This is a genomic window from Povalibacter sp. (genome assembly GCF_036520495.1).
Lineage (GTDB): Bacteria > Pseudomonadota > Gammaproteobacteria > Steroidobacterales > Steroidobacteraceae > Steroidobacter.
Genome location: NZ_DATDJO010000003.1, coordinates 48,805 through 66,209 on the forward strand (window position 1 = coordinate 48,805; position 17,405 = coordinate 66,209).

General features: G+C 60.4%; 28 protein-coding genes and 3 pseudogenes. 2 read left to right on the top strand and 29 right to left on the bottom strand.

The genetic code is table 11. From position 1 onward, the window contains the following. Positions 1-4 precede the first annotated feature (4 nt). Both VIZ63_RS00775 and VIZ63_RS00780 read left to right on the top strand, forming a co-directional pair. Complete coding sequence (locus VIZ63_RS00775; protein WP_331607568.1) at positions 5-1,090, top strand: SGNH/GDSL hydrolase family protein; 1,086 nt, start codon at positions 5-7, stop codon at positions 1,088-1,090. Positions 1,091-1,196: 106 nt separating this feature from the next. Continuing rightward, positions 1,197-2,192 carry an FAD:protein FMN transferase gene (locus tag VIZ63_RS00780; RefSeq protein WP_331607569.1) on the top strand — a complete coding sequence of 332 codons (996 nt, stop codon included), beginning with the start codon at positions 1,197-1,199 and terminating at the stop codon, positions 2,190-2,192. A gap of 301 nt (positions 2,193-2,493) precedes the next feature. Here the strand turns inward: VIZ63_RS00780 and rplQ are convergent. From rplQ to tuf, 29 genes and pseudogenes are all read right to left on the bottom strand, one after another. Further along, positions 2,494-2,874 (bottom strand): annotated as a pseudogene (gene rplQ, locus VIZ63_RS00785) (50S ribosomal protein L17); the annotation flags it as partial. Positions 2,875-2,954: 80 nt separating this feature from the next. Then, a complete protein-coding gene (locus VIZ63_RS00790) occupies positions 2,955-3,959 on the bottom strand; it encodes a DNA-directed RNA polymerase subunit alpha (RefSeq protein WP_331607570.1) in 1,005 nt (334 codons plus the stop codon). Positions 3,960-4,060: 101 nt separating this feature from the next. Further along, the gene (rpsD, locus tag VIZ63_RS00795; protein ID WP_331607571.1) at positions 4,061-4,684 is read right to left on the bottom strand and encodes a 30S ribosomal protein S4; all 624 of its coding nucleotides are present in this window, start codon (positions 4,682-4,684) and stop codon (positions 4,061-4,063) included. A 32-nt stretch (positions 4,685-4,716) separates the two neighbouring features. Beyond that, on the bottom strand, positions 4,717-5,124 hold the full coding sequence (rpsK, locus tag VIZ63_RS00800; RefSeq protein WP_331607572.1) for a 30S ribosomal protein S11: 408 nt from the start codon (positions 5,122-5,124) through the stop codon (positions 4,717-4,719). A gap of 74 nt (positions 5,125-5,198) precedes the next feature. Then, positions 5,199-5,579, bottom strand: coding sequence for a 30S ribosomal protein S13 (gene rpsM, locus VIZ63_RS00805; protein WP_331607573.1), 381 nt, complete (start codon positions 5,577-5,579; stop codon positions 5,199-5,201). An 87-nt stretch (positions 5,580-5,666) separates the two neighbouring features. Continuing rightward, positions 5,667-5,780 carry a 50S ribosomal protein L36 gene (gene rpmJ / locus VIZ63_RS00810; RefSeq protein WP_116808875.1) on the bottom strand — a complete coding sequence of 38 codons (114 nt, stop codon included), beginning with the start codon at positions 5,778-5,780 and terminating at the stop codon, positions 5,667-5,669. Positions 5,781-5,825: 45 nt separating this feature from the next. Further along, complete coding sequence (gene secY / locus VIZ63_RS00815; protein WP_331607594.1) at positions 5,826-7,121, bottom strand: preprotein translocase subunit SecY; 1,296 nt, start codon at positions 7,119-7,121, stop codon at positions 5,826-5,828. A 98-nt stretch (positions 7,122-7,219) separates the two neighbouring features. After that, a complete protein-coding gene (gene rplO / locus VIZ63_RS00820; RefSeq protein ID WP_331607574.1) occupies positions 7,220-7,654 on the bottom strand; it encodes a 50S ribosomal protein L15 in 435 nt (144 codons plus the stop codon). A 33-nt stretch (positions 7,655-7,687) separates the two neighbouring features. Beyond that, positions 7,688-7,885: a 50S ribosomal protein L30 gene (gene rpmD / locus VIZ63_RS00825; RefSeq protein ID WP_331607575.1), complete on the bottom strand. Its 198-nt coding sequence runs from the start codon at positions 7,883-7,885 to the stop codon at positions 7,688-7,690. A 30-nt stretch (positions 7,886-7,915) separates the two neighbouring features. Then, on the bottom strand, positions 7,916-8,425 hold the full coding sequence (gene rpsE / locus VIZ63_RS00830; protein ID WP_331607576.1) for a 30S ribosomal protein S5: 510 nt from the start codon (positions 8,423-8,425) through the stop codon (positions 7,916-7,918). Positions 8,426-8,444: 19 nt separating this feature from the next. Further along, complete coding sequence (gene rplR / locus VIZ63_RS00835) at positions 8,445-8,795, bottom strand: 50S ribosomal protein L18 (protein WP_331607577.1); 351 nt, start codon at positions 8,793-8,795, stop codon at positions 8,445-8,447. A 41-nt stretch (positions 8,796-8,836) separates the two neighbouring features. Next, on the bottom strand, positions 8,837-9,373 hold the full coding sequence (rplF, locus tag VIZ63_RS00840; RefSeq protein ID WP_331607578.1) for a 50S ribosomal protein L6: 537 nt from the start codon (positions 9,371-9,373) through the stop codon (positions 8,837-8,839). Positions 9,374-9,382: 9 nt separating this feature from the next. Next, positions 9,383-9,778 (bottom strand): 30S ribosomal protein S8, encoded by a 396-nt coding sequence (gene rpsH / locus VIZ63_RS00845; protein ID WP_331607579.1) that lies wholly within the window; start codon positions 9,776-9,778, stop codon positions 9,383-9,385. Between the two features lie 24 nt (positions 9,779-9,802). Continuing rightward, a complete protein-coding gene (gene rpsN, locus VIZ63_RS00850) occupies positions 9,803-10,108 on the bottom strand; it encodes a 30S ribosomal protein S14 (RefSeq protein ID WP_331607580.1) in 306 nt (101 codons plus the stop codon). 29 nt (positions 10,109-10,137) lie between these two features. After that, positions 10,138-10,677 carry a 50S ribosomal protein L5 gene (gene rplE, locus VIZ63_RS00855; protein WP_331607581.1) on the bottom strand — a complete coding sequence of 180 codons (540 nt, stop codon included), beginning with the start codon at positions 10,675-10,677 and terminating at the stop codon, positions 10,138-10,140. 89 nt (positions 10,678-10,766) lie between these two features. Beyond that, positions 10,767-11,081, bottom strand: coding sequence for a 50S ribosomal protein L24 (rplX, locus tag VIZ63_RS00860; protein WP_331607582.1), 315 nt, complete (start codon positions 11,079-11,081; stop codon positions 10,767-10,769). Between the two features lie 68 nt (positions 11,082-11,149). Next, positions 11,150-11,518, bottom strand: coding sequence for a 50S ribosomal protein L14 (gene rplN, locus VIZ63_RS00865; RefSeq protein WP_324317773.1), 369 nt, complete (start codon positions 11,516-11,518; stop codon positions 11,150-11,152). After that, entirely contained in the window at positions 11,515-11,826 is a 312-nt protein-coding gene (rpsQ, locus tag VIZ63_RS00870) for a 30S ribosomal protein S17 (protein WP_331607583.1), read from the bottom strand. The genes rplN and rpsQ overlap by 4 nt, the downstream gene beginning before the upstream one ends. 2 nt (positions 11,827-11,828) lie before the next feature. After that, the gene (gene rpmC / locus VIZ63_RS00875) at positions 11,829-12,032 is read right to left on the bottom strand and encodes a 50S ribosomal protein L29 (RefSeq protein WP_331607584.1); all 204 of its coding nucleotides are present in this window, start codon (positions 12,030-12,032) and stop codon (positions 11,829-11,831) included. Positions 12,033-12,044: 12 nt separating this feature from the next. Further along, positions 12,045-12,458 carry a 50S ribosomal protein L16 gene (gene rplP, locus VIZ63_RS00880; protein ID WP_331607585.1) on the bottom strand — a complete coding sequence of 138 codons (414 nt, stop codon included), beginning with the start codon at positions 12,456-12,458 and terminating at the stop codon, positions 12,045-12,047. Positions 12,459-12,523: 65 nt separating this feature from the next. Then, positions 12,524-13,228, bottom strand: coding sequence for a 30S ribosomal protein S3 (gene rpsC, locus VIZ63_RS00885; protein WP_331607586.1), 705 nt, complete (start codon positions 13,226-13,228; stop codon positions 12,524-12,526). Between the two features lie 18 nt (positions 13,229-13,246). Beyond that, entirely contained in the window at positions 13,247-13,588 is a 342-nt protein-coding gene (gene rplV / locus VIZ63_RS00890; RefSeq protein WP_331607587.1) for a 50S ribosomal protein L22, read from the bottom strand. 2 nt (positions 13,589-13,590) lie between these two features. Continuing rightward, positions 13,591-13,860: a 30S ribosomal protein S19 gene (rpsS, locus tag VIZ63_RS00895; RefSeq protein ID WP_331607588.1), complete on the bottom strand. Its 270-nt coding sequence runs from the start codon at positions 13,858-13,860 to the stop codon at positions 13,591-13,593. A 16-nt stretch (positions 13,861-13,876) separates the two neighbouring features. Continuing rightward, positions 13,877-14,701, bottom strand: a complete 825-nt coding sequence (gene rplB / locus VIZ63_RS00900; RefSeq protein WP_331607589.1) for a 50S ribosomal protein L2 — start codon at positions 14,699-14,701, stop codon at positions 13,877-13,879. 21 nt (positions 14,702-14,722) lie between these two features. Continuing rightward, positions 14,723-15,019, bottom strand: a complete 297-nt coding sequence (rplW, locus tag VIZ63_RS00905; RefSeq protein WP_331607590.1) for a 50S ribosomal protein L23 — start codon at positions 15,017-15,019, stop codon at positions 14,723-14,725. Next, positions 15,016-15,633 (bottom strand): 50S ribosomal protein L4, encoded by a 618-nt coding sequence (rplD, locus tag VIZ63_RS00910; RefSeq protein WP_331607591.1) that lies wholly within the window; start codon positions 15,631-15,633, stop codon positions 15,016-15,018. Before rplD ends, rplW begins: the two co-directional genes overlap by 4 nt. An 84-nt stretch (positions 15,634-15,717) precedes the next feature. Beyond that, positions 15,718-16,365: pseudogene (gene rplC, locus VIZ63_RS00915) on the bottom strand (50S ribosomal protein L3); the annotation flags it as partial. A gap of 350 nt (positions 16,366-16,715) precedes the next feature. Further along, a complete protein-coding gene (gene rpsJ, locus VIZ63_RS00920; protein ID WP_331607592.1) occupies positions 16,716-17,030 on the bottom strand; it encodes a 30S ribosomal protein S10 in 315 nt (104 codons plus the stop codon). A gap of 182 nt (positions 17,031-17,212) precedes the next feature. Further along, positions 17,213-17,405, bottom strand: a pseudogene (tuf, locus tag VIZ63_RS00925) (elongation factor Tu); the annotation flags it as partial.

Genomic DNA, 17,405 nt, shown 5'->3' on the forward strand with positions numbered 1-17,405 from the left:
TAACATGAGCACAACTTCGCATCTCGTGGTCGTGGCAGTTACCGCGGCCATTTTCACCAGTGCGTGCAGCGACGACGGCTACGAGTCCTCGGTCCAGACACCGTCTACGTCGCAGGGACCCACGCTCTCACAGGTCGTGGCATTCGGAGACAGCCTTTCCGATGCGGGCACGTACAACCCCACCACCGCCGATAGCAATCCTGCCAACGACAGCGCGACTGGACTGACGTTCAGCACCAAGCCCGGCAGTACGTGGGCCGTATACGTGGCCGGTACGTTCGGCCTGTCGCTAACACCGAACCAGCAGGTGAATTTCGGTATTGTCGGCAATGGTGGCCGCATCATCGAACTCGGCGGTCTGAACTATGCCGAAGGCGGCGCCCGCGTCGAGGTCGATGGGGCGAATGGCGGGGTCGTGATGCAGACCATTCCGGGTGTGGGCACCGTGCCGGTGCAGTTGGCCACGGCCCGCGCCATCAAGACCCAGATCGATGACTATCTCGCCGGGCACAACAATGCGTTCGGCGACGATCAGCTGGTGCTGATCCAGGGCGGTGCCAATGACTTCTTCGCGTTCCTCGGCCAGGTGGCGGCGGATCCGACGCAGGCTGCCAATGCACCCACGGTGATCACGAACACGGCCACGGCAATGGTGGCGCAGATCGGAAGGCTGCGATCGGCAGGTGCGACGCGCATCGTTTATTCGAATCTGCCGGACTTGGGAAAGACACCGCAGTTTCGCACCACCCCCCTTGCCGGCCTCGCCACGCAGCTTGCCACCGCATACAACGCGGCCATGGTCACGCAGTTGAATGCCTGGGGCGTGAGCATCTTCGACGCGGCCGCCCTGATCAATGAGGTCATCGCATCGCCGGCATCGTTGGGATTCACCAACGCGACGACACCCGCCTGCAACAGCTACACGACACCGGGCAATCCCGCGACGCTGAGCGCCCTGATCTGCTCACCAGCGACTCTCGTGGCACCTGGAGCCGATATCACGTATGTCTTCGCCGACGGAGTTCATCCCACGGCACGCGCGCATGCCGTATGGAGCGACCGGGTGACGGCAGCGTTTCCCTCGCTCTGATTGCCACTGCGAATAGGCGAGTCGCCCAGTCACTTGCACTGGCCGACTCGCTTTCGCTTTCCCGTTCACGACGGACTTCCCTTCATCTGGTTGCTACCATGGCGACATGAGAACTGCTGTCGCCTGGATGCTTCCGGCCCTGCTCTTTCTGGGGGGGGCGGCTCATGCCGAATGGCTGGAACGGGTCGAGGACGGCATCATGGGCACGCGGATCGTCGTCGAGCTGTGGGCTGACGATCGCAACCAAGGCAACGCCGCCATCGAAGCAGTGCTCACCGAGATGCGCCGTGTCGATCAGGAAATGAGCACGTACAAGGCCACCAGCGAAGTATCGAAGGTCAATGCCGAGGCGGCGAAAGCGCCAGTGAAAATCAGCGGCGAGCTGTTCGACCTGCTGACTCAGGCACAGGAGTATTCGCAACTCACGGACGGTGCGTTCGATATCACCTACGCCAGCGTCGGCTACCTGTATGACTATCGCAAACACGTCAAACCGGACGATGAGGCGATCGCGAACGCATTGCCCGGCATCAACTATCGTCACGTCGTGCTGGATCGTCAGACTCACACGGTGAAATTTGCGCGTGCGGGGGTTCGTATCGATCTGGGCGGGATCGGCAAAGGACATGCAGTCGATCGCGGTATCTGGATCCTGCAGCAACACGCAATTTCACATGCGCTGGTCACGGCTGGCGGCGACAGCCGCATCATCGGCGATCGCATCGGCAAACCGTGGGTAATCGGTATCCGCCATCCCGATCGCAAGGAAGAAGTGATCGCACGCATCCCGCTGGAAGACGCGGCCATTTCGACGTCAGGCGACTATGAGCGGTACTTCGACGAGAATGGCGTGAGGTATCACCACATCCTCGACCCTCACACTGGCAGATCGGCGCGCAAAGTGCGCAGCGCCACCATCATCGGCCCGACGGCGACCCGCACCGATGGTCTCTCCAAAACCGCATTCGTGCTGGGCGCGGAGGAGGCAATTGCCATCTACAACCGGCTCGAAGACATCGACGCAATCGTCGTGAAGCCGGACGGCCAGGTGCTTTATACCAAGGGCCTCGAAGCGCCGGCTGCGCCATCGAGTCCGCGCTAGCTGTCAGCTAAAACAAAAAGGCCGGGCATTGCCCGGCCTTTTGCACTCATCGATCCGAAATCCGCTACCTGGCGGACTTCTTCCTGACAGCTGCCTTCTTCTTCGGAGCTGCCTTCTTCTGCGCCCTGGAAGTTTCGGTCTTCTTGGCCTTCACTTCGGCCTTCTTCGCAGCCTTGGCCTTCTTCTCGGCCCTCTCCTCAGCCGTCACCGTCGACTTCCTCTTCAGCGAAGTCTTCTTGGCGGACACCTTCTTCGGAGCAGCCTTCTTCTTTGGCGCTTCGGCACCATCATCACCAGGCGCTGCGGTCTCTTCCGTCGCGACTTCCGGCTGATCCAGAAGCTGCATGAGCGCCATCGGGGCGGCGTCACCGGGACGCACGTCCATGCGCAGGATGCGGGTATAGCCACCTGGACGCGTCTTGAAACGCGGCCCGAGGGTCTCGAACAACTTCACCACGACTTCTGCATCGCGCAGCTGTGCAAAAGCACGGCGGCGATTTGAATCGCTGTCAGCCTTGCCGAGAGTGATCAGCGGCTCGACGACGCGACGCAGTTCCTTGGCCTTCGGCAAGGTCGTGCGGATGGTTTCATGACGCAACAGCGACGCCGCCATGTTACGAAGCATCGCCGCGCGGTGCGACGAATTACGGCTGAGCTGACGGCCGGACAGTTGATGACGCATTTTCTTTTGACTCTATCTATCGGGACCAGGCTTCAGGCGGAGCTTGTACTGCCCGCGCCTGGCCCGATCCCAGTGACTTTTCAGATGACATCCCGCTCGTCTTCGCGCTTGAGGCTGATCGGCGGCCAGTTGTCCAACCGCATGCCCAGCGACAAGCCGTGGCTCTCGAGCACTTCCTTGATCTCGGTGAGGGACTTCTTGCCGAGGTTCGGTGTACGCAGCAGCTCCACTTCGGTGCGCTGCACGAGATCACCGATGTAGTGGATGTTCTCGGCCTTGAGGCAGTTCGCACTGCGAACTGTCAGCTCGAGCTCGTCCACCGGACGCAACAGGATCGGATCGAACTGCTGTTCAGCAGTCTTCGATGCGCCCTCGTCCTGACCCTGCAGATCGACGAACACCGAGAGCTGATCCTTGAGGATCGAGCCCGCGCGGCGGATGGCTTCTTCCGCGTCGATCGTGCCGTTCGTTTCGATGTCGAGGATCAGCTTGTCCAGGTTCGTGCGCTGTTCGACGCGCGCGCTTTCCACGTTGTAGGTCACGCGGCGGATCGGGCTGAACGAGGCATCCAGCTGCAGACGACCGATTGGGCCGGACGACTCTTCGAATGTCGCACGCTGAATCGCCGGACGATAACCACGGCCGCGCTCAACCTTCAGCATCATGTTCAGTTCGCCAGCCTTGGTCAGGTTGGCAATCACGAGATCGCTGTTCAGGACTTCAACGTCGTGATCGAGCTGGATGTCACCGGCGGTCACCGGGCCGGGGCCCTTCTTGTGAAGCCGCAGCTCGGTCGAATCGCGGGCATTCAGACGGATGGCGACCTGCTTCAGGTTCAGCAGGATGTCGACTACGTCCTCCTGCACACCCTCGATGCTGGTGTACTCATGGAGCACGCCATCGATCTCGACTTCGGTGATGGCGCAGCCGGGCATGGACGAGAGCAACACGCGACGCAGCGCGTTACCCAGCGTATGGCCGAAACCGCGCTCGAAAGGCTCAATCACAACCTTGGCCTGACGGGCCGTGGTCGGAGTGACTTTGACGACACGAGGCTTCAGGAATTCGCCAACGGATGCCTGCATGGAAAATTTACCTGCTTGTGTGCCGAGACGGCATTAGCGCCCAGAGGTGAGCGCAACCAAAACCAATTCCGGGGACATGCGTCCCCGGCAGAATCCCAGGATCACTTCGAATACAGTTCGACCACGAGGTTCTCGTTGATGTCCGGCAGGATGTCTTGCCGATCCGGAAGCTGCTTGAACGTGCCGGTGAGCTTCTTCTCGTCGACTTCCACCCATTGCGGGAAACCGACCTGCGACTTGATCTGCAGCGCCGACTGAATACGCAGCTGCTTCTGCGCCTTCTCGCGAATCGCCACCACATCGCCCGCTTTGCACTGATAGGAAGCGATGCTCACCACTTCGCCGTTCACATTGACGGACTTGTGGCTGACGAGCTGACGGGCCTCAGAGCGCGTCGATGCGAAACCCATGCGGTAAACGACGTTGTCCAGACGCGCTTCAAGCATCTGCAACAGCACCGAACCGGTAGCGCCCGGACGACCGGAAGCCTTGATGTAGTAGTTGCGGAACTGCTTTTCAAGGACGCCGTACATACGACGCAGCTTCTGCTTCTCGCGCAGCTGCACGCCGTAGTCGGACAGGCGCGACTTGCGCTCGCCCTTGATGCCGCCCGGCGGCACTTCGAGCTTGCACTTCGATTCGAGCGACTTTACGCCGCTCTTGAGGAACAAGTCCGTGCCTTCGCGGCGCGACAACTTGCACTTCGGACCCAGATAACGTGCCATGAAAATTCCTCGCCGCGGCTATTCGCGGGCAATCAGACGCGACGCTTCTTCGGCGGCCGGCACCCGTTGTGCGGGATCGGCGTCACGTCAGAAATATTGGTGACCTTGAGGCCGCAGGCATTGAGCGCGCGAACCGCAGACTCACGACCAGGACCAGGACCCGTCACGCGGACTTCAACGGTCTTCAGACCGTGTTCCTGAGCAGCAGTGCCAGCCTTCTCGGCAGCGACCTGCGCGGCATACGGCGTGCTCTTACGTGAACCACGGAATCCACAACCACCCGACGTCGCCCACGACAGGGCATTGCCCTGGCGATCGGTGATCGTGATGATCGTGTTGTTGAAGGAAGCGTGCACGTGCGCGACGCCGTCCGTCACGTGCTTCTTGACCTTCTTGCGGCCTTTCGATCCACCCGCCGTCTGTTGCTTCTGCTCAGCCATGTTGCCTCATCAAACGATAAAGACTTGCTGTGAAAACCTGGCCAGCGGCCAGGCACCAACAGCTAGTTGCCGTATTACGACTTGCCCGTAGCAGCATTCATCTTCACGGCGGCCTTGCGCGGACCCTTACGGGTACGGGCATTGGTGCGCGTGCGCTGACCGCGCAACGGCAGGCCACGGCGATGACGGATGCCACGGTAGCAACCAAGGTCCATCAAACGCTTGATGTTCATGGAGACTTCACGCCGCAGGTCGCCCTCGACAGTGAGCTTACTGACCTGCGAGCGCAGGGCTGTAACCTCAGCATCCGTGAGATCCTTGACCAAGGTGTTCAGCTTCACGCCGGCGGCCACACAGGCCTTTTTTGCCTGCGTTACACCAACGCCGTAGATGGAAGTCAATCCCACCCACACGTGCTTATTCATCGGTATGTTGATACCGGCGATACGAGCCATTGCCTACTCTCTCTTCCGCGAAGAAAAGCGCGGAACTGTAAACTAAAAAACCCTGTAACTCAACGCTTTAACAAACGTGCCCGGGTATTAACCCTGGCGCTGCTTGTGACGGGCGTCTGAGCAAATGACATACACCACGCGACGGCGGCGGACGACCTTGCAGTTCTTGCAGATCTTTTTGACGGAAGCGCGAACCTTCATGACAACTCTCCAAAATCCCGCGACGGGGAATCAGGTCTGGCCTAGCTAAGTCTGACCTGGTCGGCCGTACCCACGCAGGTTGGCCTTCTTCATCAAGCCTTCGTACTGGTGCGACATCAGATGAGCCGCCACCTGGGCCTGAAAATCCATGATCACCACCACCATGATCAGCAGCGACGTACCACCGAAGTAGAACGGCACGCTGAACTTCGAAATCAGAAACTCGGGTAGCAAGCAGACCACCGCGATGTACAGAGCGCCCCAGAGCGTCAGGCGAGTCAGCACCTTGTCGATGTACTCGCCAGTCTGCTGCCCCGGACGGATCCCCGGAATGAAGGCACCTGACTTCTTCAGGTTCTCGGCCGTCTCCCGCGAGTTGAACACCAGCGCGGTATAGAAGAAGGCGAAGAAAATGATCAGCGCCCCGTACAGCAGCATGTGAGCTGGCTGACCAGGGCCGAGCGCTGCCGCAACGTTCTGCAACCAGCTCAGGCCCTGTGAAGTGCTGGACCAGCTGGCAATCGTCGCCGGAAACAGCAACAGGCTCGATGCAAAGATCGGCGGAATCACACCCGACATGTTCAGCTTGAACGGCAAATGCGTGCTCTGCCCCGCGTACAGCTTACGACCCTGCTGACGCTTGGCGTAGTTCACCTGGATGCGGCGCTGGCCGCGCTCCACGAACACGACGAATGCCGTCACCGCAATGACCATCGCGAACAGGATCAGCGCGAACGCTGGATTCAGCTCACCGGTGCGCACCAGTTCCAACGTTCCAGCCACTGCTGCGGGCAACCCCGCGACGATGCCGGACAGAATGATCATCGAAATACCGTTGCCCAGGCCGCGCTCGGTGATCTGCTCGCCCAGCCACATCAGGAACATTGTTCCTGCAATCAACGTCACCGTGGCAACGAACACGAACTGCGGCCCCGTGGAGATCACAACGCCTTGATTCTGCAACGCAATGGCTGCCGAAGAGCCCTGGACAGCAGCGAGAAATACAGTGCCATAGCGCGTGTACTGCGTCAGCTTGCGCCGACCGGACTCGCCTTCCTTCTTGATCGACGCCAGCGATGGCAGCACGACCGCCATCATCTGGATGATGATCGACGCCGAAATGTACGGCATCACACCCAGCGCAAAGATCGACAGACGCTCGATCGCACCGCCGGAGAACATGTTCACCATGCTCAGGATCGTGCCCTGCTGCGACTCGAAGAATCGCGCCAGCGCAATCGGATCGATGCCCGGCACCGGAATGAACGTTCCGATGCGGTATACGACCAGCGCTCCCAGCAAGAAGAACAGCCGCTGTCGCAACTCTGCGAAGCGGGTCATCTCGCCAAAGGCGGAGAGCGATGATGTGGCGGCGGATTTAGTGGCCACTGGTTCTCTGGTGATTCAGTAAGGAGCTAACGACTGCAATCAGCCATCAATCAGGCTTCGACCGTGCCGCCAGCGGCCTCGATCGCCGCCTTCGCGCCCTTGGTCAGGTGGATGCCCTTGACAGTCACTGCCTTGGCAAACTCGCCGGACGCGACGATGCGCGCACGCAATGCCTGCGCCGGCACCACATTCGCAGCCTTGAGTGCAGCGAGATCGACGATCGTGCCTTCGAGCTTCGCGAGCTCCGACAGACGCACTTCGGCCACGGTTGCCTTCACCTTCGAGCGAAAGCCCACCTTCGGCAGGCGGCGCTGCAATGGCATCTGGCCGCCTTCGAAGCCGACCTTGTGGTAGCCGCCCTTGCGAGCGCGCTGACCCTTGACACCACGGCCGCAGGTCTTGCCCTGGCCGGCGGAGGCACCACGACCGACGCGCAGCCGCGTCTTCTTGCTGTCGGGATTCGGGGCGATGGTATTCAGTTTCATGGAATCAGTCCCAGGTTAGCAGTCGAGCAGAGCTCAGACGGCTTCTTCCACTTTCAATATGTGGCCGGAGGCGCGGATCATGCCGCGGATCTCTGGCGTGTCTGCGACGATCGACGTGTCGCGGATCTTGCGCAAGCCGAGACCGCGCACGGTTGCGCGGTGCGACTTCAGCTGTCCGAACACGCTCTTGATCAGCGTGACTTTGATCGACTTCAGTTTCGCGTTGGCCATGACTTCAATCCAGTCGGGTCACTTCGGGGCTCAGGCGCCCAGGATGTCTTCGACGCGCTTGCCGCGCTTCGCAGCAATGTCTTCAGGCGACTGAATGCTGGTCAGTGCCTTGAATGTCGCGCGTACGACGTTGATCGGGTTGCGCGAGCCGTAGCTCTTCGCCAGCACGTTGCGGACGCCGGCGCACTCGAACACTGCGCGCATTCCGCCACCGGCGATGAGGCCGGTACCGTCAGCTGCAGGCTGCATGTACACGCGCGTGGCGCCGTGCGCGCCCTTCAGCGCGTAGTGCAGCGTCGCGTTCTTCAGGGCAACCGAAGCAAGGTTCTTGCGGGCAGCCTGCATCGCCTTCTGGATGGCGACCGGCACTTCACGCGCCTTGCCATACCCGAAGCCGACTTTGCCGCGTCCGTCACCTACGACCGTCAGCGCAGTGAAGCCGAACTGACGTCCGCCCTTCACGACCTTGGCGACGCGATTTACTGCCACGAGTTTCTCGATGTACTCGTCGCTTGAGGCAGTTCTTTCAACTCTGGCCATTATCTATTCCTCGGAGCTCTTAGAACTCAAGCCCGTTTTCACGTGCGGCATCGGCCAACGCCTTGATGCGACCGTGATACTTGAAACCGGAACGATCGAATGCGACCTGCTTGATACCGGCTGCCTTCGCCTTTTCGGCGATTGCCTTGCCGACTGCAGCTGCAGCCGTGACGTTGCCGGTGCCTTTCAGCTCGCCGCGCACGTCCTTCTGCACCGTTGAAGCAACGGCCAGAACCTTCGAATCGACATCGAGGATCTGCGCGTAGATGTGCTGCGACGTGCGATGCACAGACAGACGCAGCGCCTTCAGTTCGCGAATCTTGGCGCGTGCGCGGACCGCACGACGCAAACGCTGGGCATTCTTGTTCATCACTCGTTACTCGTATCTCGTGGTTACCTGAAGCAAAGCGATTACTTCTTCTTCGCTTCCTTCAGTTCGATCTTCTCGCCGCTGTAGCGCACACCCTTGCCCTTGTAAGGCTCCGGCGGACGGAAGCTGCGAATGTCGGCGGCAACCTGCCCGACCTTCTGCACGTCGTTACCCTTCACCAGAATCTCGGTCTGGCTCGGAGTCTCGATCGTGATGCCTTCAGGCGCCTCGTAAACGACGGGGTGCGAGAAGCCGAGCGTCAGGTTCAGGTTCTTGCCCTGGGCCTGTGCTCGGTAACCGACTCCGACGAGTTCGAGCTTACGCTCGTAACCCTTGCTCACGCCCTCGACGATGTTCGCCAGATGTGCGCGGGTCGAACCAGCCAGCATGTCCGCTTCGCGGCTGTCGTTGGCCTTCTCGACCTTCAGCTCGTCCGCATCCTGGACGACTTTCACGTGCTTGTTGTTGATCGCAAGCGACAGCGAACCCTTCGCACCACTTATGGCAACCAGGTCGGCGCTGATCGTTGCGGTTACACCCTTCGGCAGGGCAACCGGCTGTTTTGCTACTCGAGACATTTGTGCACCTTAGGAAACGATGCAGAGCACTTCGCCGCCGTGACCGGCTGCGCGTGCCTGGCGATCAGTCATCACGCCCTGCGAGGTCGACACGATGGCAACGCCGAGACCGCCGAGAATCGTCGGCAGTTCGTCCTTACCCTTGTAGACACGCAGGCCGGGGCGACTCACCCGCTCCAGCCGGTCGATGACCGGTCGGCCCTGGTAGTACTTCAGCTGCACGGCAAGCGTGGGCTTGCCTTCCTGCACGTCCGAAGAGAAATCTTCAATGTAGCCTTCGTCCTTCAGCACTTTCGCGATCGCAAGCTTCAGCTTGGATGCCGGCGCGTTGACCGCGGGTTTCCCCGAGGACTGGCCGTTGCGAATGCGGGTCAGGAAATCGGCAATGGGATCCGTCATGCTCATGTAGGTGCTCCAGTGGTACCAGCTTTACCAGCTGGCCAGCCCGAGGCCTGGAATTTCACCACGCAGAGTTGCCTCGCGCAGCTTGGTACGACCGAGACCGAACTTGCGGTAAACACCGCGAGGACGACCGGTGATCTGACAACGGTTGCGCTGGCGCGACTTGCTCGAATCGCGCGGCAATGCCTGCAACTGTGCAACTGCGGCTTCGCGCTCCGCCGGCGAAGATGTCGGCTTGCGAATGATTTCTTTGAGCCGTGCGCGCTTAGCGGCATAGCGCTTCACGAGCTTCGCACGCTTCTCTTCGCGATTGACCATCGATGTCTTGGCCATGGGTACGCCTGTCGCCTAACTTAAAAAAATTACTTGCGGAACGGAAAACTGAACGCTTCGAGCAACGCACGACCGCTTTTGTCGTCCGGCGCAGTCGTCGTGATCGTAATGTCCATGCCTCGGATTGCGTCGATCTGGTCGTACGCGATCTCCGGGAAAATGATCTGTTCTTTGACGCCAAAGTTGTAGTTGCCCTGGCCGTCGAAGGAACGTGCGCTCACGCCACGGAAGTCGCGGATGCGCGGCATCGCGATATTCACGAGGCGATCCAGGAATTCATACATGCGCGCGCCACGCAGCGTGACTTTGCAGCCAATCGCCAGGCCATCACGCAGCTTGAATGTCGCGACCGATTTACGCGACTTGGTGATCAATGGCTTCTGCCCTGTGATCTTGGTCAGATCAGCCACGGCATGGTCCATGATCTTCTTGTCGGCGACCGCTTCGCCCACACCCATGTTGACCGTGATCTTGGTGATCTTCGGTACCTGCATGATGTTCTTGACGCCGAGGCTCTTCTGGAGCTCTGGCACCACTTTTTCGCGGTAGTACTGATGAAGTCTGGCCATAAAAAATCCGACTGTTCGTTACTGCGATCTACGCGACGCTTACGCGCCTGATCCTCTGCGACGCCTACGCGTCGATCCTTTTGCGACGCTTACGCGTCAACCACTTCCTTGTTGGACTTGAAGAAGCGCACCTTGCGGCCATCCGCCAGCGAACGTACGCCGACACGATCGCCCTTCTTGGTCACCGGGTTCCACAGCATCACGTTCGACAGATCGATCGCGGATTCCTTCTCCACGATGCCGCCCTGCACATTGCGCTGCGGGTTCGGCTTCGTGTGCCGCTTAACCATGTTGACGCTCTCGACGAGCACCTGGCCCTCGAGAACCTTGATGACGGTGCCACGGCGACCTTTATCACGGCCTGCCGTTACAACGACTTCGTCACCTTTGCGAATCTTGTTCATACCTACAACCCTTGGCTTACTGGTTCACCGGCTCACTGGCTATCCAGCCAGCAGGCCAGTCGGCCAATTCACAGTACTTCCGGCGCCAGCGAGATGATCTTCATGAACTGCGACGTACGCAGCTCGCGCGTGACCGGTCCGAAGATGCGCGTGCCGATCGGCTCCAGCTTCGGGTTCAGCAGCACAGCCGCGTTACCGTCGAAACGGATCATCGAACCGTCGGGACGACGCACGCCGAAACGTGTGCGCACGACGACAGCGTCGTACACCTCGCCCTTCTTCACTTTGCCGCGCGGAATGGCATCGCGGACGCTGACCTTGATGACATCGCCGACCGTCGCATAGCGACGCTTCGAGCCACCCAGCACCTTGATACACATCAGGCTGCGGGCGCCGCTGTTGTCAGCGGCGTTGAGCAACGTTTGCATCTGAATCATGGCGTTGCTGCTCCTGCGGTCCGATCAGCGCGGGTGATGATCCGCACCAGGCGAAAATTCTTCCGGCGCGACAGTGGCCGGCACTCTTCGATCGCAACGACGTCGCCTTCGCGGCTCTCGCTGTTCTCGTCATGGGCCAACAGACGCGTCGTGCGGCGAATGTACTTGCCGTAACGGGGATGCGGCTCATAGCGCTCTACGACGACCGTAATCGTCTTCTGCATCTTGATGCTGACTACCTTGCCCGTGACGGTCTTGACGACCTTCTCGGCAGCAGGGGCTTCAGCCGGCTTTGTTTGCTTGCTCATGCTCACTTACCCTTCGCAGTGCGATGCTGCTCGCCCTGCACTGTCTTCAGGCGCGCGATGTTGCGGCGAACCTTGCTGAACTGATCGGGCTTCGCCGTCTGGCCGGTCGCCCGGGCCATACGCAGATTGAATTGTTCACGGCGCAGATCCAGCAGCTCTTTCTGCAGTTCTGCGGCCGACTTGGTACGGAGGTCTTTCGCGCTCATATCGATTCCTGATCAACGCACGTGGCGCGTAACGAACTGGGTGTCGACCGACAGCTTCGAGGCAGCAAGGCGGAACGCTTCGCGAGCGATCGTTTCCGTCACGCCTTCCATCTCGAACAGCACCTTGCCAGGCTTGACCTTCGCCACGTAGTACTCGACGTTGCCCTTACCGCTGCCCATTCGGACTTCGAGAGGCTTCTTCGAGATCGGCAGGTCCGGGAACACACGTACCCAGATCTGGCCGCCACGCTTCACATAGCGGGTCATCGCACGACGCGCGGCTTCGAGCTCGCGGGCGGTCATGCGGGCGCGGCTGGTCGCTTTCAGACCGTACTCGCCGAAAGCAACATAGTTGCCGCCCTGCGCGAGACCGGCATTGCGGCCCTTGAACGCCTTGCGGTACTTGGTTCGTTTTGGTTGCATCATGTCGTTGTCACTCGGCTAACTGACCACCTGGCGCCCGGCTTCTGACCAGGCACCTCTGGCCATTCTCAGGCCGTTGCCTCCGCAGCCGGCGTTGCCGCCTGGCCGTCGGTTGCTTCCGCTGGCGCTTCCTGCTGGCTGAATACTTCACCCTTGAAGATCCAGACCTTCACTCCGATGATTCCGTAGGTCGTCTTCGCCTCGGCCAGGCCGTAGTCGATCTCGGCGCGCAGCGTGTGCAGCGGCACGCGACCTTCGCGATAGACTTCCGTCCGCGCTATTTCCGATCCGTTCAGACGACCCGAGGCGCGAACCTTGATGCCCAGTGCGCCGATGCGCATCGTGTTCGTCACGGCGCGCTTCATGGCGCGACGGAACATCACGCGACGCTCGAGCTGCTGAGCAATGCCATCGGCCACGAGCTGCGCATCCAGCTCAGGCTTGCGGATCTCCGCAATGTTGATGCGGACATCGGTCGTCGGCATCTTCATGATCTTCGCGACCTGGCCGCGCAGCTTCTCGATGTCCTCGCCCTTCTTGCCGATTACGATGCCCGGACGTGCCGTATGGATCGTGATGTTCACCTTGCGAGCAGCGCGTTCGATCTGAATGCGGCTCACCGACGCCTCGACGAGCCTCTTCTTCAGGAACTCGCGCACCAGGTAATCGGTGTACACGTGCGCTGGGAAATTCTTCGTGGATGCGTACCACTTCGAAGTCCAGTCGCGCGTGATGCCGAGGCGAAAACCGATCGGATTTACTTTCTGACCCATGACTGTGCTCGCCTGCCGTTATTCCGCTTTGCCGTCGCCAACGGTCACGATGATGTGACTGTTGCGCTTCCAGATCCGCGTACCGCGGCCCTTCGCACGGGCAGCGAAACGCTTCAGCACCGGCGCGGCATCGATCGTGATGGCCTGCACCTTCAGCTCGTCCACGTCTGCGCTCAGGTTGTTCTCGGCGTTCGCAATAGCGGACTCGAGCACCTTGCGCACCAGCTCCGCGCCCTTCTTCGGCGTGAAACGTAGCGTGTTGAGCGCCTTGCCCACCGGCTCACCGCGGACCATGTCCGCAATCAGACGGCATTTCTGCGGCGAAATGCGCGCGTACTTCAATTTGGCTGCGACTTGCATAATCAGCCCTTCTTGTCGCCGGAGTGGGATTTGAACGTGCGCGTTGGCGCAAATTCACCCAGCTTGTGGCCGACCATGTTTTCCGAAACCAATACCGGCACGTGCTGACGACCGTTGTGCACGGCAATCGTCAGTCCCACCATGTCCGGCAGAATCATCGAGCGACGCGACCATGTCTTGATCGGCCGACGATCGTTCTTTTCTGCGGCGACGCGCACCTTCTTGGCGAGGTGCAGGTCGACGAACGGACCCTTCTTGATCGAACGAGGCACTGTCTGCGCTCCTCAATTAGTTACGGCGGCGCAGGATCATGCCTGCCGTACGCTTGTTGCGACGTGTCTTCTTGCCCTTGGTGTTCCAGCCCCACGGGCTCACCGGGTGCGGATTACCCTGGCCGGACTTGCCTTCACCACCACCGTGCGGGTGATCGACGGGGTTCATGACCACACCACGAACCGTCGGGCGGATACCGCGCCAGCGAATTGCGCCGGCCTTGCCGTAGCTTCGCAGGCTGTGTTCTTCGTTTGACACTTCACCGATGGTGGCGCGGCAATCGATGTGCACCTTGCGCATCTCTGTCGATCGCAGACGGACCGTCGCGTAGGAACCGTCCCGAGCAGCCAGCTGCGCGGAACCACCGGCGCTGCGCGCGATCTGCGCACCCTTGCCGGGCTTGAGTTCGATGCAGTGAATCGTCGAGCCGATCGGAATATTCCGCAGCTGCAGCGTATTGCCGGGCTTGATCGGAGATTCCGCACCCGACTGCACCGTATCACCGGCCACCACGCCCTTCGGCGCAATGATGTAGCGACGCTCGCCGTCCGCGTACAACACCAGCGCGAGATGCGCCGTGCGATTCGGATCGTATTCGATGCGCTCGACCTTGCCGGGCACGCCATCCTTGTTACGAAGGAAGTCGACCAGCCGGTATCTCTGTTTGTGACCACCACCCTGGTGGCGAACCGTCTGACGACCAGTATTGTTACGGGCGCCAGTGCGATTCTTGCTGACAACCAGCGACTCTTCCGGGCCGCCCTTGTGCAGGTGCGAGCGCGAAATCGAGACCTGGAAACGTCGACCCGGCGACGTTGGTTTTGATTTGATCAAGGCCATGATGACTGATCCTTACACGACTCAGGCGTCGGCGCCGGAGAGATCGATGCTCTGTCCCGGCGCGAGCCGAACATAAGCCTTCTTGAAATCCTGACGCTGTCCGATCCGCTGACCGAAGCGCTTCTTCTTGCCAGCAACGTTCACGACGTTGACGTTGGCAACCTTCACTTCGAACATCAACTCTACAGCTGCCTTTATTTCGGGCGCGCTGGCATCGCGGCGCACACGGAAGACAAACTGATTTGCCTCGGCAACGCGAGCGCTCTTCTCTGACACGTGCGGCCCGAGCAGCACGGACATCAATCTTTCCTGACTCATGCGAGCCTCTCTTCGAGCAGACGTACCGCACCGACGGTAGCAACGACATTCTTGTGGCGCGCAAGACTGACCGGGTCGACCGCGCTGACCGGCAGCACGTTGACGTACGGCAGATTGCGGCATGCAAGATCCAGCTTCTCGTCATGCGCTTCGATGAGCACCAGCACGTCCTCGCCCACGCCGAGATCCTTCAACTGCGACAGCAGCAGCTTGGTCTTGGGTGCTTCGAGTTCGAGCGCTTCGACGATCGACAGGCGTTCCTGGCGAGCCAACTCCGACAACATCACCTGCAGCGCAGCGCGGTACATCTTGCGATTGACCTTCTGCGAGTAGTCGCGAGGCCGGGCAGCGAACGCCCTGCCACCACCGACCCAGATCGGGCTGCGGATGGAACCGGCGCGGGCCTGGCCCGTACCCTTCTGATTCCACGGCTTCTTGCCGCCGCCGCGCACTTCGGCGCGCGATTTCTGGCGCTTCGTGCCAGAACGGCCGGCGTTCATGTAGGCCACGACGACCTGATGAAGCAGCGACTCGTTGTATTCCCGCGCAAACGTCGCGTCCGACACCTGGACTTCCTGCGACTGCGCACCCTTGCTTACGAGCTTGAGTTTCATGGCGGATTACTTCTTGGCCGGGGTCTTGCCCGGGACCGCTGCCTTGGCATTGGCGACCTTGCGCTTCCGCTTGGCCTGGGATGCGGCCTTCACGGACGCACGCACGATCACTTCACCACCCGGAGCACCCGGAACAGCGCCGCGGATGAGGAGCAAGTTGCGCTCTGCATCGACGCGAACGACCTGGAGATTCTCGATGGTACGACGCTCCACGCCCATGTGACCGGACATGCGCTTGCCCTTGAAGACGCGTCCCGGAGTCTGACGCTGGCCGATGGAGCCAGGTGACCGGTGCGACACGGAGACACCGTGCGTAGCCGGCAGACCACCGAAGTTGTGACGCTTCATGGTGCCCGCAAAGCCCTTACCGATGGTCGTGCCAGTGACGTCGACGATCTGACCAACCTGGAACAGGTCGACCTTGATCTCGGTGCCAGGAACCAGATCGGCGCCCTGCCCTTCGGAAAGGCGGAATTCGGTCAAGGAGCTGCCAGGAGCCACTTTGACTTTCGCATAGTGTCCCGCCTGGGCCTTACCCAGGTGCGACGCCTTGCGGCTGCCTGAAGCGACCTGAACGGCGCGATAGCCATCAGTCTCGGGCGTGCGAACCTGCGTTACGCGGTTCGGCAGAGCCTCGATCACGGTCACCGGTACTGCTTCCCCTGCGTCATTGAAAACGCGGGTCATACCAGCCTTACGACCGACCAGACCAACGGTCCTGGTTGCGCTCATCGTAATGTCCTCTAGTTCCTGTGCGCCCCGGCTGCGATTGGCTGGGGGCAAATACCAAAAGTTCGTCGTCCAGACCGCGGCATTGAACGTTGCCAATGCCAATAAACCGGTCAGTGCCAAGGTTGACTTGAAGAGGGGGTTCCACGGAGAGGCAGACCAGTAGATTTCTGGTCATGCCGCTCGAGCGGTACCCCGTCAGGGCCAGGCCTCGGCGCAAAAGAGGCGCGAATTATAGTCAGCTCAGCTTGCTTTGCAAGCCCAATTTTCGAGTTCGGGGTTCGATTCTAGGCCCCAGTCTGAAAAGGAGTTTTTTTCCCTTCCGACTGGCGCCTATACCCCTGCACTCCAGGTCAGTTGAGCTTGATCTGCACGTCCACGCCGGCCGGCAGCTCGAGCTTCATCAAAGCGTCGACGGTCTTGTCCGTCGGGTTCAGGATGTCCATGAGGCGCTTGTGGGTACGCAGTTCGTACTGGTCACGAGCGTCCTTGTCGCCATGAGGGGCGGCCAGGACAGTGAAGCGCTCCATCTTGGTGGGCAGCGGCACCGGACCACGAACCGTGGCGCCCGTGCGCTTTGCCGTTTCCACGATTTCACGCGCGGAATTGTCGATCAGCCTGTGGTCGAAGGCCTTCAGGTTGATTCGGATGTTCTGATTGGTCGCCATATACGCCTCTTGATACAACTGCGGACAAACTTCACTGCGTTGCAGTACCGCAGTTGTCTACAAACAAACTGCGGAAGGTGTTGCCACCTCCCGCCTCTATCGTCATTCCCGCGTCGGCGGGAATCTCTGCTGGAATCCGTCAATCCCCGCCGGCGCGAGGATCCCGTGGTTCCAGCAAATCGTCACTTCAGAATCTTCGCCACCACGCCCGCGCCGACGGTCTTGCCGCCCTCGCGGATCGCAAAGCGCAGACCATCTTCCATCGCAATCGGGCTGATCAGCTCCACCACCATCTTGATGTTGTCGCCAGGCATCACCATCTCAACGCCTTCCGGCAGCTCACACGCACCCGTCACGTCGGTCGTGCGGAAGTAA

Excerpts from the sequence above, each read along its gene's own strand:
- rpsM (WP_331607573.1), bottom strand. The coding sequence starts at position 5,579 with ATGGCTCGTATCGCCGGTATCAACATACCGATGAATAAGCACGTGTGG.
- rpsQ (WP_331607583.1), bottom strand. The coding sequence starts at position 11,826 with ATGAGCAAGCAAACAAAGCCGGCTGAAGCCCCTGCTGCCGAGAAGGTC.
- rpsK (WP_331607572.1), bottom strand. The coding sequence starts at position 5,124 with ATGGCTGAGCAGAAGCAACAGACGGCGGGTGGATCGAAAGGCCGCAAG.
- rpmC (WP_331607584.1), bottom strand. The coding sequence starts at position 12,032 with ATGAGCGCGAAAGACCTCCGTACCAAGTCGGCCGCAGAACTGCAGAAA.
- rpmJ (WP_116808875.1), bottom strand. The coding sequence starts at position 5,780 with ATGAAGGTTCGCGCTTCCGTCAAAAAGATCTGCAAGAACTGCAAGGTC.
- VIZ63_RS00790 (WP_331607570.1), bottom strand. The coding sequence starts at position 3,959 with ATGCAGGCATCCGTTGGCGAATTCCTGAAGCCTCGTGTCGTCAAAGTC.
- rpsC (WP_331607586.1), bottom strand. The coding sequence starts at position 13,228 with ATGGGTCAGAAAGTAAATCCGATCGGTTTTCGCCTCGGCATCACGCGC.
- rplW (WP_331607590.1), bottom strand. The coding sequence starts at position 15,019 with ATGAGTCAGGAAAGATTGATGTCCGTGCTGCTCGGGCCGCACGTGTCA.
- rpsD (WP_331607571.1), bottom strand. The coding sequence starts at position 4,684 with ATGGCACGTTATCTGGGTCCGAAGTGCAAGTTGTCGCGCCGCGAAGGC.
- rplD (WP_331607591.1), bottom strand. The coding sequence starts at position 15,633 with ATGAAACTCAAGCTCGTAAGCAAGGGTGCGCAGTCGCAGGAAGTCCAG.
- rpsN (WP_331607580.1), bottom strand. The coding sequence starts at position 10,108 with ATGGCCAAGACATCGATGGTCAATCGCGAAGAGAAGCGTGCGAAGCTC.
- rplP (WP_331607585.1), bottom strand. The coding sequence starts at position 12,458 with ATGATGCAACCAAAACGAACCAAGTACCGCAAGGCGTTCAAGGGCCGC.
- rplX (WP_331607582.1), bottom strand. The coding sequence starts at position 11,081 with ATGAACAAGATTCGCAAAGGTGACGAAGTCGTTGTAACGGCAGGCCGT.
- VIZ63_RS00780 (WP_331607569.1), top strand. The coding sequence starts at position 1,197 with ATGAGAACTGCTGTCGCCTGGATGCTTCCGGCCCTGCTCTTTCTGGGG.
- rplN (WP_324317773.1), bottom strand. The coding sequence starts at position 11,518 with ATGATTCAGATGCAAACGTTGCTCAACGCCGCTGACAACAGCGGCGCC.
- rplE (WP_331607581.1), bottom strand. The coding sequence starts at position 10,677 with ATGGCCAGACTTCATCAGTACTACCGCGAAAAAGTGGTGCCAGAGCTC.
- rpsH (WP_331607579.1), bottom strand. The coding sequence starts at position 9,778 with ATGAGCATGACGGATCCCATTGCCGATTTCCTGACCCGCATTCGCAAC.
- rplB (WP_331607589.1), bottom strand. The coding sequence starts at position 14,701 with ATGGCCTTGATCAAATCAAAACCAACGTCGCCGGGTCGACGTTTCCAG.
- rpsJ (WP_331607592.1), bottom strand. The coding sequence starts at position 17,030 with ATGGCGACCAATCAGAACATCCGAATCAACCTGAAGGCCTTCGACCAC.
- rpmD (WP_331607575.1), bottom strand. The coding sequence starts at position 7,885 with ATGGCCAACGCGAAACTGAAGTCGATCAAAGTCACGCTGATCAAGAGC.
- rplO (WP_331607574.1), bottom strand. The coding sequence starts at position 7,654 with ATGAAACTGAATACCATCGCCCCGAATCCCGACAGCAAGAAGACGCGG.
- rplV (WP_331607587.1), bottom strand. The coding sequence starts at position 13,588 with ATGCAAGTCGCAGCCAAATTGAAGTACGCGCGCATTTCGCCGCAGAAA.
- secY (WP_331607594.1), bottom strand. The coding sequence starts at position 7,121 with ATGACCCGCTTCGCAGAGTTGCGACAGCGGCTGTTCTTCTTGCTGGGA.
- rplF (WP_331607578.1), bottom strand. The coding sequence starts at position 9,373 with ATGTCTCGAGTAGCAAAACAGCCGGTTGCCCTGCCGAAGGGTGTAACC.
- rplR (WP_331607577.1), bottom strand. The coding sequence starts at position 8,795 with ATGAACAAGAATGCCCAGCGTTTGCGTCGTGCGGTCCGCGCACGCGCC.
- rpsE (WP_331607576.1), bottom strand. The coding sequence starts at position 8,425 with ATGGCCAGAGTTGAAAGAACTGCCTCAAGCGACGAGTACATCGAGAAA.
- VIZ63_RS00775 (WP_331607568.1), top strand. The coding sequence starts at position 5 with ATGAGCACAACTTCGCATCTCGTGGTCGTGGCAGTTACCGCGGCCATT.